This is a genomic window from Martinezella dioscoreae (assembly GCF_009176305.1).
Classification (GTDB): domain Bacteria; phylum Pseudomonadota; class Alphaproteobacteria; order Rhizobiales; family Rhizobiaceae; genus Rhizobium; species Rhizobium dioscoreae.
Map to the genome: position 1 here is coordinate 333,920 of NZ_BLAJ01000005.1, position 13,513 is coordinate 347,432.

Annotated in this window: 13 protein-coding genes and 1 pseudogene; 5 read left to right on the plus strand and 9 right to left on the minus strand. The window is 60.8% G+C overall.

All coding sequences use genetic code 11. The features are described 5' to 3' along the window. Nucleotides 1-15: 15 nt before the first annotated feature. From GDN47_RS22490 to GDN47_RS22505, 4 genes are all read right to left on the minus strand, one after another. Complete coding sequence (locus GDN47_RS22490; RefSeq protein ID WP_152094283.1) at nt 16-2,016, minus strand: DUF4139 domain-containing protein; 2,001 nt, start codon at nt 2,014-2,016, stop codon at nt 16-18. A 216-nt stretch (nt 2,017-2,232) separates the two neighbouring features. Continuing rightward, a complete protein-coding gene (gene gatA, locus GDN47_RS22495; RefSeq protein WP_152094284.1) occupies nt 2,233-3,714 on the minus strand; it encodes an Asp-tRNA(Asn)/Glu-tRNA(Gln) amidotransferase subunit GatA in 1,482 nt (493 codons plus the stop codon). Between the two features lie 57 nt (nt 3,715-3,771). Then, entirely contained in the window at nt 3,772-4,059 is a 288-nt protein-coding gene (gene gatC, locus GDN47_RS22500; protein WP_015339557.1) for an Asp-tRNA(Asn)/Glu-tRNA(Gln) amidotransferase subunit GatC, read from the minus strand. Between the two features lie 87 nt (nt 4,060-4,146). Next, the gene (locus tag GDN47_RS22505; protein ID WP_113328949.1) at nt 4,147-4,857 is read right to left on the minus strand and encodes a metal-dependent hydrolase; all 711 of its coding nucleotides are present in this window, start codon (nt 4,855-4,857) and stop codon (nt 4,147-4,149) included. 117 nt (nt 4,858-4,974) lie between these two features. On the opposite strand from GDN47_RS22505, the gene ruvX reads away from it, so the two are divergent. Further along, nucleotides 4,975-5,472: a Holliday junction resolvase RuvX gene (gene ruvX, locus GDN47_RS22510; protein ID WP_152094285.1), complete on the plus strand. Its 498-nt coding sequence runs from the start codon at nt 4,975-4,977 to the stop codon at nt 5,470-5,472. On the opposite strand, the gene GDN47_RS22515 is transcribed toward ruvX, so the two are convergent. From GDN47_RS22515 to GDN47_RS22535, 5 genes and pseudogenes are all read right to left on the minus strand, one after another. Next, entirely contained in the window at nt 5,406-5,741 is a 336-nt protein-coding gene (locus GDN47_RS22515) for a DUF6105 family protein (protein ID WP_152094286.1), read from the minus strand. The two genes, ruvX and GDN47_RS22515, sit on opposite strands and share 67 nt — an antisense overlap. Before the next feature lie 299 nt (nt 5,742-6,040). Further along, nucleotides 6,041-6,697 (minus strand): TetR/AcrR family transcriptional regulator, encoded by a 657-nt coding sequence (locus tag GDN47_RS22520; protein WP_152094287.1) that lies wholly within the window; start codon nt 6,695-6,697, stop codon nt 6,041-6,043. 154 nt (nt 6,698-6,851) lie between these two features. After that, a pseudogene (locus GDN47_RS22525) lies at nt 6,852-7,073 on the minus strand (type II toxin-antitoxin system RelE/ParE family toxin); the annotation flags it as partial. Nucleotides 7,074-7,140: 67 nt separating this feature from the next. Further along, nucleotides 7,141-7,386: a type II toxin-antitoxin system ParD family antitoxin gene (locus GDN47_RS22530; RefSeq protein WP_152094288.1), complete on the minus strand. Its 246-nt coding sequence runs from the start codon at nt 7,384-7,386 to the stop codon at nt 7,141-7,143. A gap of 84 nt (nt 7,387-7,470) precedes the next feature. Further along, nucleotides 7,471-9,129: an acyl-CoA dehydrogenase family protein gene (locus GDN47_RS22535; RefSeq protein ID WP_145320363.1), complete on the minus strand. Its 1,659-nt coding sequence runs from the start codon at nt 9,127-9,129 to the stop codon at nt 7,471-7,473. Nucleotides 9,130-9,314: 185 nt separating this feature from the next. Here GDN47_RS22535 and GDN47_RS22540 point away from each other — a divergent pair, with 185 nt between their 5' ends. Genes GDN47_RS22540 through dprA form a run of 4 tightly spaced genes read left to right on the plus strand, consistent with a single transcriptional unit; the run spans nt 9,315 to nt 13,357 of the window. Beyond that, nucleotides 9,315-10,271, plus strand: a complete 957-nt coding sequence (locus GDN47_RS22540; protein WP_069614943.1) for an aspartate carbamoyltransferase catalytic subunit — start codon at nt 9,315-9,317, stop codon at nt 10,269-10,271. Beyond that, nucleotides 10,268-11,557: a dihydroorotase gene (locus tag GDN47_RS22545; RefSeq protein ID WP_152094289.1), complete on the plus strand. Its 1,290-nt coding sequence runs from the start codon at nt 10,268-10,270 to the stop codon at nt 11,555-11,557. Before GDN47_RS22540 ends, GDN47_RS22545 begins: the two co-directional genes overlap by 4 nt. Before the next feature lie 34 nt (nt 11,558-11,591). After that, a complete protein-coding gene (gene plsY / locus GDN47_RS22550) occupies nt 11,592-12,209 on the plus strand; it encodes a glycerol-3-phosphate 1-O-acyltransferase PlsY (protein WP_113328955.1) in 618 nt (205 codons plus the stop codon). Further along, complete coding sequence (gene dprA, locus GDN47_RS22555; protein ID WP_152094290.1) at nt 12,209-13,357, plus strand: DNA-processing protein DprA; 1,149 nt, start codon at nt 12,209-12,211, stop codon at nt 13,355-13,357. Before plsY ends, dprA begins: the two co-directional genes overlap by 1 nt. Nucleotides 13,358-13,513 lie beyond the last annotated feature (156 nt).

A 13,513-nucleotide genomic window follows, 5' to 3' on the forward strand; every position in this document is an offset into this window, starting at 1 on the left:
CTGCCGACGTGGCGATCAGAATGTTCTGATGATGTCAGTCACCTTGTCGCCGCGACGATCGCTTTCCTGCTGCACCGTATCGCGCCTTTCGTTCATCGAGGAAATTTGGTCCTCGCTGTCCGCCAGAGCCTTCAAATAGCGCTTCTTCAGATCGCTATTGTCAGGAACGGCGCCGAGATTGCGTCTTATCCGCTCCTGCTCGTTGACGGTTTTCTCGATTTCGCTATCGAGGCTCGCCAGTTCGTTCTGGATGGCGACATGTCTTTTGCGCGCATCGGCGAGATTTGCGAGCTTGTCCGTCAGTGCCTTGTCATTGGTCGAGGCCGACCATCCCAGCAGCATGTCCGGCTCGACATCGACCAGAGCGTAGCTGTTGCTCTGAAGCTGCTCGTCGACCGCCGTCAACGTCTTTTCCGCGCCTGCGTGCACGACCACCTTGAGCCGCTGGTGCGTTGCGGTCTTGCCGAAGCTCTCAGCCGAAGAAAACGACCAGCCGTCCCGGATCGGATGCTCGATGATGACGGTCCTTTCGCCGTCAAGCGCGCCTGACACAGTGTATGTCGTCGTCTGACGATATTTGACGGTGGCGTTCATCACGCCATCGGCAACCTTCAGCGAGGCAATCTCCTCCGTCGGCGTCTGCTGTTCGCTGATCGTTACCTTGCGATCGGTTGCAAAGCTGGCGAGGCGCGTGTCGTCCTTCGGCAACGCCGATAGCTGGGAGTCGCCGATATAGCCGGTCTTGCTATCGTAGAGGGTCAGAATTCCCGCCGGCATGCTGACCCCGGTGGTGTTCTTCAGCATCACGGCAGCGATAGGATTCCGATAGGCACTGCCGGCCCGATACATATCCACCATATCGGCCTCCACCTCCGCATCCATGATCGGCACCGACAAGGTATCGCCATTGGCCAGATCGTAAGCTTCCGGAAGTTCGAAGGTGGCGGAGATATCGCTTTCGGTCACGGCCGCCCGGTTTCCGGCAGCAACCTGCATCGGCTCTGCCGGCCGCGCCAATTCGTCGGCTTCATAGGCCGGCGCATCCGCTGCCCTTTTGGCCGCGTACTGCATTGCCCCTGCCGGTGCAGGCGCCGCGGCGCCCGATGCCAGACGCCGCCTGTTGGACAGATCGCCGCTATCGGGATCGGGGACATTGTTCGACGCCGTGTTGACAGGCACTTCCTGCCGCTCTCTCCAATAAAGCTGGTGCAGGCCCTGCTTCAGCGTCACCGGCTCGGCCGAGGTCAGCGTCAGCTTGATGCCCTTCCAGTCCTCGCCGCTGGCGTTTTCCAGCACCGTCCATGCCTGCAGGCGCGCCCTATTCTTTTCGTCGATCACAACCTTGTAAGCCGTTTTCCAGATCGGAGACGGCACGACATAAGTCAGGCCGACGGCGCTGCCGTCCTTCACACCGTTCACCTTGATATCGATGGCACGCGTGCGATCGTTCTTGCCGCGGGAGATGGCTGCTGCTGCTTTGGCGAGCCTTGCTCTCGTGTCGGGGTCGTCAAACCGGACGGAGGCATCTTCACCAAGTGTCAGCGTCTCCACCGCTCCATCCTTGTCGATTACAGTCAGCAGGTAAGTCGGGGCCTTCTCGTCGGTTTTTCTCGTCTCAATGCCAAGAATGCTTCCCTCGACGGTCTTTCCACCACTGGTGACGGACACCCTTGCGCCCTGCATCGATGTCAAAAGCGACGGTACGGACGAAAGCGCTTCGGGCGTGAACGGCAGGCCCTTGAAGGTCTCCTGCAATGGCCGCGGCCCCGCCAGCGACATGCCGGCCACCGAGCCTGCAGCTCCATCGACCACAAGGCTCTTCAGGATGTCATCGACCTGATCGAGGGGAACCTCGATCCGGATCACGCCGTCGCTATTAATATCGGCTGATCGCGAGACCTGGGCCAGGCCGCCCGAGGACAGGGTAATGGATCGAATGGCCCCATTGTCGGCCGCCAGCGCGATCGCTGGAAAGGACGCGCTGAGGAGCAGGATCGCCGAGACTTGCTTGAGCATGAAGAGACCTTCCGATTCGGTTGCAGAGGACGAGACCAAGCGGCCGGCTGCAATTTATGATCGTATTTCGGTCCAAAGTGTGATGGCGCGCGGGCGGAATATTGGCACATGCAAAAAGGGCCGTCCGGATATCCGGACGGCCCTTTTTCTATTGGCTTTAAACTCCGCGAAGCTTGACGAGATCGTTCATCAAGCCCGCTTGTGCGAGTGTAGCGCTTACCACCACTTCGCAGGCGTGAACTTGCCGGCGGCCTGTTCGATGACGTGGGCGGTCTTGAAGAGGGTTTCTTCTTCGAACGGCTTGCCGATGAGCTGCAGGCCGAGCGGCAGGCCCCTCGGGTCGAGGCCGGCGGGGACGGCGATGCCCGGCAGGCCGGCCATGTTGACCGTCACCGTGAAGATATCGTTCAGGTACATCTTCACCGGATCCGAAGCCAGGTCCTCGTCGGCGATGCCGAAGGCCGAGGATGGCGTGGCGGGAGTGAGGATCGCGTCGACGCCGGCGTTGAAGGCCAGCTCGAAATCGCGCTTGATCAGCGTGCGGACCTTCTGCGCGCGCAGGTAATAGGCGTCGTAGTAACCGGCCGACAGAACATAGGTGCCGATCATGATGCGGCGCTTCACTTCCTGGCCGAAGCCGGCAGCGCGCGTCTTTTCATACATGTCGACGATGTCCTTGCCGTCGACGCGCAGGCCGTAGCGGACGCCGTCGTAGCGGGCGAGGTTCGAGGATGCCTCGGCAGGGGCGACGATATAGTAAGCCGGCAACGCATATTTCGTGTGCGGCAGGGAGATGTTGACGATCTCGGCGCCGGCATCCTTCAGCCAGGCGATACCCTGCTGCCAGAGCGCTTCGATCTCTTCCGGCATGCCATCGACGCGATATTCGTTCGGAATGCCGATCTTCATGCCCTTCAGCGACTGGCCGAGCGAGGCTTCATAATCCGGCACCGGCAGGTCGACGGAGGTCGTATCTTTCGCATCGACGCTTGCCATCGACTTCAAAAGGATGGCGGCATCGCGCACGTCGCGGGCGATCGGGCCGGCCTGGTCGAGCGACGAGGCGAAGGCGACGATGCCCCAGCGCGAGCAGCGGCCATAGGTCGGCTTGATGCCGACGGTGCCGGTGAAGGCTGCCGGCTGGCGAATGGAGCCACCCGTATCCGTGGCCGTTGCGCCGGCGCAGAGATGCGCTGCAACGGCTGCGGCCGAACCGCCGGACGAGCCGCCTGGAACCAGCTGCTGGTTCGAACCCTCGGCACGCCAGGGGTTGATCACCGGGCCGTAATAGGAGCTCTCGTTGGAGGAGCCCATGGCGAACTCGTCCATGTTGAGCTTGCCGAGCATGACGGCGCCGTCGTTCCAGAGGTTCTGCGTGACGGTCGATTCATAGCGCGGCTTGAAGCCATCAAGAATGTGGCTGCAGGCCTGGGTGTGGATGCCCTCGGTGCCGAACAGGTCCTTGATGCCAAGCGGAATGCCTTCGAGCGTACCGGCCTTGCCGGCGGCAAGACGCGCATCCGAGGCCTTGGCCATCTCGCGCGCCTTGTCGGGCGTGACAGCGATATAGGCATTGAGCTGGCCATTGGCTGCATCGATCGCCGAGATATAGGCCTCGGTCAGTTCGGTGGCGGTAATCTGCTTGGCGCGCAGCTTGTCGCGGGCTTCGGCAATGGTCAGGCTGGTCAGTTCGCTCATTTTGTTTCGCTTCAGATCTGGAATTGGGCAACGGGTCGGAAAGGCTCGAAAGAACCGTTATTCGACGACTTTGGGCACCAGGAAGAAATTCTGATCGGTATTCGGCGCATTGGCGACGATGTCGGCAGCCTTGTTGCCGTCGGTGACTTCGTCGGTACGCTTCTTCATCGCCATCGGGGTTACCGAGGTCATGGCTTCGACGCCATCGACATTCACTTCGGAGAGCTGCTCGACGAAGCCAAGAATGCCGTTAAGCTCACCCATCATCCGCTGCGCTTCGTCTTCATTGACGGCGATGCGGGCAAGATGGGCGACGCGTTTGACAGTGGCGAGATCGACGGACATGGCATTCTCCGGATAGCAAGATTATCCACCGAAAGTGGATTTGCTTCACGCTATAAAGGCCATGCCCGCCATACGCAACGGGTATCGTCAGGCAGAAACGCTCTCGCCCACCTTCGGCGCGGCAACCGCAGTCTTCGAGCCTTCCATGCCGGCTACGAACTTTTCCGGGGTCTGGTCGATGATCGGGAAGGTGCCGTAGTGGCAGGGAATGGCCGTCTTGAAGTTGAAGAAGCGCTGGCAGGCAAGTGCTGCCACCGCGCCGCCCATCGTAAAACGGTCGCCGATCGGCAGGATGCCGATATCGGGCTGATGCAGTTCATTGATCAGCGCCATATCCGAGAAGATATCCGTATCACCCATATGGAACAGCGTCGGCTCGTCATCGAAATGCAGCATCAGGCCGTTCGGATTGCCGAGCGCATGGGAAACGCCGTCTTCGGTGATCTGGGCGGAGGAGTGCAGCGCATTGGTAAAGGTGGCCGAGAAGCCGCCGAGGCCGACCGTGCCGCCGGTATTACCCATTTCCAGCTTCTCGACGCCCTTGGTGCCGAGCCAGGAGGCGAGATCGGCATTGGCGAGAACGACGGCGCCAGTATCCTTGGCGATCTGAACCGTGTCACCGACATGATCTGCATGGCCATGCGTCAGCAGGATATGAGTCACCCCCTGCGCAACGTCCTTGATGTTGAGACCGGCGGCCGCAAAGGAAGAATTGTAAGACAGAAATGGATCGATCAGTATTTTTGCCGTCGCCGTTTCAATGCGAAAAGCGGAGTGGCCGAGCCAGGTGATCTTCATTGGATTTCTCCTTATGACTTGATTTGAAATGTGAAGCTGGTGTCTAGGAGATATCTCAAACCGCAACAAAGAAAAGCGGTTAGGACTTCAATTTGTTTTGACAGGAGCAGTACCCTGATGACGACGCTGACCATCGAAGATCTAGCCGTGATGCTCCTGCCCGGTCAGCCGATTGCCGGTCTCGACCTCGGCACAAAGACAATTGGATTGGCCATGTCGGATCTCGGGCGGCGTTTCGCCACGCCTCGCCCTGTCATTAAGCGCGTGAAATTCACCCAGGATGCCGAAACATTGCTCACCTTCGCCGAGAAGGAAAAGGTGGCGGCCTTCGTCATAGGACTCCCGATGAACATGGATGGCTCTGCCGGACCGCGCGCGCAGGCGACACGCGCCTTCGTGCACAGCATGTCGGAAAAGACCGCCCTTCCCTTCGTCTTCTGGGACGAGCGGCTTTCGACCGTTGCCGCCGAACGGGCGCTGCTGGAAATGGACGTCTCGCGGGCCAAGCGCGCCGAGCGCATCGACTCGGCGGCGGCAAGCTTCATTCTTCAGGGAGCCTTGGACAGGCTATCGGCGCTCGGCAGGGCCGCCTTGCCCGATTCGGACGCCTCCTGACGGCGCTTCCACCATCCGATGATGGCTGCCCGTCGGCGAAAGCCGTAGATCGCGAAGACCAGAAAGCTGTCGAAAGCGATGGCGCGCGCCACCAGCGGCGGAATGGTCTCGGGTGGAATGCCGAGGATCTTGCCGTAGATATCGAAGACCAGGTCATGCATCTGCCGCGTCAGCATGAAGATGCCGAAGCTCATGTCGTAATACGACAGGTAATACCATGCCCCGAGAAACGAGACCGGTCCGGCCCAGCAAATCAACAACCACTTCATGCGGTACCCCTTCGACGCTGAAATTGCGTCGTGCCAGCCGAAAGGACAAGCCAGTTCGACAGCGCCATGGCGCTCAACACCATCGCGGGCAGCGTTATATCTAGTGCAAGGACGGCGAAGAACATCGCCGCCGTGACGAGAAATGCTAATTTAGCGGGTTTCAACCCCATGGCCGCACGCTTGATGGTTAACTAATCGTTCTCCGACAGTGACGAGTTAACCGCTGCGGCGCAATGTAAACCATTTGTTAAGGTTAATGGCGAAGCGAGCCTGTGGATATCCCTGCCCGACGGCTGGCATCAGCCGTAAACGCCGCGCACGATCCGCTTCAAGGCCGTCGCCGCCTTCTCCCAATCCTTGCCGTTCTTCAAGACAAGGCCGGCGCATTGTTCGCTGACGGCCGCAGCCAGGACGATATGCTGGATGGCCGCAAAGATCATGGCATTGACGGCCTGAGCATCGACGCCCTTGGGAGGCACGAGAGAGCCGCGCATGCGCTCGATCCAGCCGGCGAGCGCCTTGGATCGAGCCTCGGACAGGCGGCGCACCTGCTCGCTATTCTCGGAGACTTCCCAGGCGACGATGCGGCGCATGAGGGGATCGGCGCGCAAAGCATCGAGAAACAGCATCGAAAGCCGCTCCATCAGATCGCCATAGGTCAAAAGGAACATGCCGCCGGTATCGTCGGGGATGCGATCGGTGACCCAGCTGCCGAGATCGGTGCCGATGGCCTCCACAAGGCCATTCAAGCCGCCGTAATAGCGGTAGATCAGCTGCTTGTCGCAGCCGGCACCGCGGGCCACCGCATTGATACCGAAATTCTGGAACCCCTGCTCCGCCAGCAGCCGTTTGGCGGCGTCCAGGATTGCCTGTTCCGTCGCGGCACGATTACGCACACGCTTTTCCACGACAGGCATTTCCACCGGGATTTTAACGGCAGTATTTGCGACGGCCATCGACTCGACTCCAATCTGTCACCGAGCGGTGAATAGCAAGCCGGATCGCCTCGAACAATGAAGTCATCAGGGCTCTTGTCCGTCAAATCGCGCGAATCCACAGATTAGAAATGTTGACCAAACCACACTGCCGTTCCGGATGCCAGACATCTCTTCAAAGATGCCGACCGATATCCATTCGCCGGTGCAATATGCGAATGATCGCGACCTCGCCATCCCGTAAAAGATAGTAGATCACGTGAGAGCCTACGGCATATTTGAAATAGCCGTCACGGATGTCAGTCGCGCGACCAATTTTCTCCCCGGACGCTAACCCCTCGAAAGCTGCAACGATTTCAGCATGGTAAATCTCGGCCTGCCTTACAGACCAGTTCTCGACCGTATATCGTCAGATACCCTCAAGATCCGCCACCGCAAGAGGCGAAAGACCTTACTTGCGAAGCCTATTCACCATAGGTCGCGCGCATTCGCTTGAGGAATGCGGCGTTATCGAAGGAAGCGACCTCCCCGGACTCTTCCCCGGCGATCAACGCATCCTGCAGAGCCTTGACCTTTACCTCGTGCTCTTCAAGCAGGCGCAAACCTGCGCGAACAACATCACTGGCAGAGCCATACCGGCCTGTCTTTATCTGCGCTTCGATGAAGGCGCTGAAATGATCTCCCAGCGAAACGGATGTATTGCGAGCCATGAAGCCCTCCTACGGATACCAATAGATAATAAATATTGGTATCGCATCAATCAAGGATACTGCTACGCAGCCGAAAGCATGGTTTTATGTCGCCGGCGGATACAGCAGATCGACGATGTAGCTGGCATCGAAGCGCGAATCGAGCATGCCGTAGGTGGCGCGCCAGCCACCGGCGAGACGAGTTTCGATAAAGGCATCGGCGATCTTGCCGGCGCCCAGACGATAAAGCTCGGCGGCACCGGCCGCGAGCGCCATCTGCTCGACCAGCAGGCGGGCGGCACCCTCATCCTGTTCGCAAAGCGCCATGGCGGCGCGCAGGACATCGATGGTCTTCTTGCCGGCAGGCCCGAGATCACGGGCAAGGCCGGCAAAGACAGTCTCGAACAGGTCCCTGCCCCGGTTCAACACGCGCAAGACATCGAGCGCCATGACATTGCCGGAGCCTTCCCAGATCGCGTTAACGGGGGCTTCACGGTAATGGCGGGCGATCGGGCGCTCCTCGATATAGCCGCTACCGCCGATGCACTCCATGGCTTCGTAGATCAGCGCCGGCGCGATCTTGCAGCACCAGTATTTGGCAACCGGCGTCATGACGCGCGCATAGGCGGCATCTTCGCTGCTGCCGCTTGCCTTGTCGAAGGCCTCGGCCAGGCGAAAGGCGAGCGCGGTTGCTGCGGCGACATCGAGTGCCATATCGGCGAGCACGCGCGTCATGATCGGCTGATTGACCAGCATCTTACCGAAGACGCTGCGGCCGCGCGCATGATGCACAGCTTCGGCGAGCGAGGCGCGCATGATGCCGGCGGAGGCCAGCGCGCAGTCGAGCCGCGTCAGCGTCACCATATCCAGGATCGTGCGGATGCCCGCATCGGGCGCGCCGAGCAGGAAGCCGAAGGTGTCGGTGAACTCGACTTCCGACGAAGCATTCGATCGGTTGCCGAGCTTGTCCTTCAGCCGCTGGAAATGCAGGCCGTTGGCCGAACCATCCTCGAGCAGCCGCGGCACCAGGAAGCAGCCCATGCCGTCCTTGGTCTGGGCGAGCATGATGAAGGCATCGCTCATCGGCGCCGACATGAACCACTTGTGGCCCGATAGGCGATAAATGCCTTCGCTGACCTTGTCGGCACTTGTCTTGTTGGCGCGCACATCCGTGCCGCCCTGCTTTTCCGTCATGCCCATACCGATGGTGACGGCGCTCTTCTGCATGGCGGGCTTGTTGGACGAATCATATTTGCGCGACAGGATCTTCGGTGCCCAGTCCTTCTGCACCGCCGGCGAGGCCATCATGGCGGCAACCGAGGCGCTGGTCATCGTCAGGGGGCAGAGGTGGCCGCATTCGAGCTGAGCCGTCAGATAGAAGCGAGCGGCGCGCACCTTGTGCGAGTGACCCTTCGCCTCCGGATCGGCCTGCGCATCCCAGATCGAGGAATGCAGGCCCATCGCCATGGAGCGGCGCATCAGCGCATGCCAGGCCGGATGGAATTCCACGACATCCAGACGCTCGCCGCGCGGCCCATGGGTGCGCAGCTGCGGCGTGCCCTGGTTCGCCATGCGCGCCAGTTCCTGCGCCTCGTGCGAGGTGACGAAACGACCATGCTGCTCCAGCTCTTCCCGGATCGAACGCGGCAGGCCGGAGGTGAGATCGACGATCAGCGGATCGGAACGATAGGCATTGATGCCGGTCCAGAGGCTCGGCTGGTTCAGGTCGGCAAAGGGGTCGTCAGTCCGGGTCGGTTGGGTCATGAATCGCTTGTAGAGCAAGTAGGTTGCAAAGGGAAACTGGAAGTTACGTCTCCCACCGGCATAGCTCCTGTAGCGGGATTCGGGCGAAATTGCATGGGGAACACGCAGCCTCGGCGCACGCCGCCGCTTGCCCCATCGGCGCTCCCTCTTTATAGACCGCCTGACGAAATCCAGAGGGCAGGTTCATGGTCTTCTTTCCCCACCGCCACCTCATCGGCATCAAGGGCCTCACCGAGCAGGATATTACCTATCTTCTCGACAAGGCTGACGAGGCGGTCAAGATCAGCCGCCAGCGCGAGAAAAAGACGTCGACGCTTCGCGGGTTGACGCAGATCAATCTCTTCTTCGAAGCATCGACGCGCACGCAATCCTCCTTCGAGCTTGCCGGCAAACGGCTCGGCGCCGATGTGATGAACATGTCGGTCGGCAATTCCTCGGTCAAAAAAGGCGAGACGCTGATCGATACGGCGATGACGCTGAATGCGATGCGACCCGATGTGCTTGTCATCCGCCATTCGAGCGCGGGTGCCGCAGCACTTCTGGCGCAGAAAGTCTCCTGCTCCGTCGTCAACGCCGGCGACGGCCAGCATGAGCATCCGACCCAGGCCCTGCTCGACGCGCTGACGATCCGCCGCGCCAAGGGCAAGCTCTCGCGCATCATCGTCGCGATCTGCGGCGACGTGCTGCATTCGCGCGTGGCCCGCTCGAACATCCTCCTTCTCAACGCCATGGGTGCGCGCGTCCGCGTCGTCGCACCCGCCACACTGCTGCCGGCAGGCATCGCCGACATGGGCGTGGAAGTCTTCCACTCGATGAAAGAAGGGCTGAAGGATGCCGATGTCGTCATGATGCTGCGACTGCAGCGCGAGCGCATGTCAGGCGCCTTCGTGCCCTCGGTGCGTGAATATTATCACTTCTACGGGCTCGACGCCGAAACCCTCAAGGCCGCCAAGGAAGATGCGCTCGTCATGCATCCCGGTCCAATGAACCGCGGGGTGGAAATCGCCTCCGAAGTGGCCGACGGCCCGCAAAGCGTCATCGCCGAACAAGTGGAGATGGGCGTCGCCGTGCGCATGGCCGTGATGGAGACCTTGCTCGTTTCGCAGAACCAAGGCCCCCGCACCGAGGGAGTGGGCGCATGAGCAACTCGATCGTCCTCCAGAACGTCCGCATCATCGACCCCTCGCGCGATCTCGATGAAGTCGGCGCCATCGTCGTCGAAGACGGCGTGATCGTTGCCTCAGGCAAGAATGCGAAGAACCACGGCATTCCCAAAAGCGCGACCGTTCGCGATTGCAATGGCCTCGTCGCCATTCCTGGCCTCGTCGACGCGCGTGTGCATGTCGGCGAACCCGGCGGCGAGCATCGTGAAACCATCGCGTCCGCCAGCCGTGCGGCAGCAGCGGGCGGCGTCACCTCCTTCATCATGATGCCGGACACGGATCCGGTCATCGACGATATCGCCCTGGTCGAATTCGTCCGGAAGACGGCACGCGATACCGCCGTCGTCAATGTCTATCCGGCAGCGGCCCTTACCAAGGGGCTTGCCGGCGAGGAGATGACGGAAATCGGCCTGCTGCGGGAAGCCGGAGCCGTCGTGTTCACCGATGCGCATTCCAGCGTCCATGATAGCCAGGTTCTGCGCCGCATCATGACCTATGCGCGTGAATTCGGCGCTGTCATTTCCTGCGAAACGCGCGACAAATATCTCGGCGCAAACGGCGTCATGCATGAGGGCCTGCTTGCAAGCTGGCTTGGCCTTTCGGGCATCCCGAAAGAAGCCGAACTGATCCCGCTGGAACGCGACCTTCGCATCGCGACGCTGACGCGCAGCCATTACCATGCCGCGATGATTTCGGTGCCGGAATCGGCAGAGGCCATCCGCCTCGCCCGCTCGCGCGGCGCCAAGGTCACCTGCGGCATCTCTATCAACAATCTCGCGCTCAATGAGAACGATATCGGCGAGTACCGGACGTTCTTCAAGCTCTATCCGCCGCTGCGCTCCGAGGATGACCGCACGGGCATGATCGAGGCGTTGGCGGATGGCACGATCGACATCATCGTCTCCTCGCATGATCCGCAGGATGTCGATACCAAACGTCTGCCGTTCGGCGAGGCTGAAGACGGTGCCGTTGGACTCGAAACCCTACTTCCGGCGGCGCTCCGGCTCTATCACAGCGGTCAGGTCAGCCTGATGCGGCTCGTCGATGCGCTCTCCACGCGGCCAGCGCAGATCTTCGGGCTCCCCGCTGGTACGCTGAAGCCCGGCGCTAAAGCGGATATCGCTCTCGTCGATCTCGACGAGCCTTGGCTTGTCGCAAAAGACATGCTTTTGTCGCGCTCGAAGAATACGCCCTTCGAGGATGCGAGAATGAGCGGCCGGGCGGTTGCAACCTATGTCGCCGGTAAGCTGGTTCACAGTCTCTGAGGCAAGCGCCAGGGTTTACGGAGAATAAGACGCGATGGCTGATTTCTGGACTTGGCAGCTTACCCTGCAGACCGCGCTTGCCGCGCTCATCATCGGCTATCTGCTCGGCTCCATCCCCTTCGGCCTGTTGCTGACCCGCATGGCCGGTCTTGGCGATGTGCGCAATATCGGTTCGGGCAATATCGGCGCAACCAATGTGCTGCGCACTGGCAATAAGGGGCTTGCAGCCGCGACCCTACTGCTCGATGCCTTCAAGGGTACCGCAGCAGTCCTGATCGCGGCGCATTTCTTCGGGGAGGATGCCGGCGTGCTGGCCGGCTTCGCCGCCTTCATCGGCCACATCTTCCCGGTCTGGATCGGCTTCAAGGGCGGCAAGGGTGTCGCCACCTATCTCGGCATCTTGCTCGGCCTCGCGCCGCTGATGGCTTTGATTTTCGCCATCGTCTGGCTGGCGATCGCCTTTACCACGCGCTATTCCTCACTTTCCGCACTGGTTGCAACTCTTGTCATCCCGGTTGTATTGTGGATATTGGGCGTCGACAAGATCGCCGCTGTCATGGCGCTGATGACCGTCATCTCCTGGTATAAGCATAGGGCAAATATTGCCCGGCTGACTGCGGGAACGGAAGGCAAGATCGGAGCAAAGGGATAATGGACACAGGCAGCGCAAGACGGACGGGAGTTGCGCTGACCGAAAAACAGAGGATCGCCTGGCTCAGGCTCATCCGCTCCGACAATGTCGGTCCCTCCACCTTCCGCGATCTCATCAATCACTATGGTTCGGCCGAAGCGGCTCTGGCCGCTCTGCCGGAGCTTTCGCAGCGTGGCGGCTCGACGCGCACGATCCGCATCGCCGACGAGCGGGATGCATTGCGAGAACTGGAAGCAGCGCATCGTTTCGGAGCGCGCTTCGTCGGCATCGGTGAACCGGACTATCCCCCTGCCCTTCGCGAGATCGATGGCGCTCCACCGCTGCTGGCCGTCAAAGGCAATGTGCCGACAGCGACGCGCCCGGCCATCGGCATGGTCGGCTCGCGAAATGCATCGATCAGCGGCGTCAAATTCACCGCCATGATCGCACGCATCTGTGGCGAGGCCGGCTATGCCGTGGTCTCGGGCCTGGCACGTGGCATTGATACGGCCGCCCACCGCGCCAGCCTCGCGACCGGCACGATCGCAGCCATGGCCGGCGGGCTGGACCAGCCTTATCCACCCGAGAATATCGGCCTGCTCAACGATATCTGGGACGGTAACGGACTTGCCGTGAGCGAGATGCCGTTCGGCTGGGAGCCTCGGGCGCGCGATTTTCCGCGCCGCAATCGACTTATCGCAGGCATATCGCTCGGTGTCGTAGTCGTCGAGGCGGCAACGCGATCCGGCTCGCTGATAACAGCGCGTCTTGCCGGAGAATTCGGCAGGCTTGTCTTCGCAGTTCCCGGCTCGCCGCTCGATCCTCGCTGCGAAGGGACGAACGGCCTGCTGAAAGACGGCGCGATGATCGTCACGTCACCGGACGATATCGTTGAGGCGTTGCGACCGCTTGCCGAGCCGGACCTCTTTCGCCCGCGCCCCGCCGCGCCGCCCGTTGAAAGAAGCGGACCGCTCTCCGCGCCGCCCGATCACGCCGAGCGCGACCATATCGTCGAAACACTCGGGCCGACGCCGGTCGAGATCGACGATATCGTCCGCCACACCGGCTTATCGATATCTGCCGTTCACTCCGTTCTTCTCGAACTCGACATGGCTGGTCGGCTGCATCGGCACCCCGGCGGACTTGTGTCGATCTCCATGCTGGATTGAAAACTGTGACGGGCATACCGATTCTAAGCATCGCATCGTCGCGCCAAGCGCAAAAATCGCATTACAGTGCCGCGCGTCACATATGACGCGCAAAGGTCGCTGTAACACGTTAAAGGTGCTGCATAATTTTAGCCTTCAATCGATTCCGATTTAAGG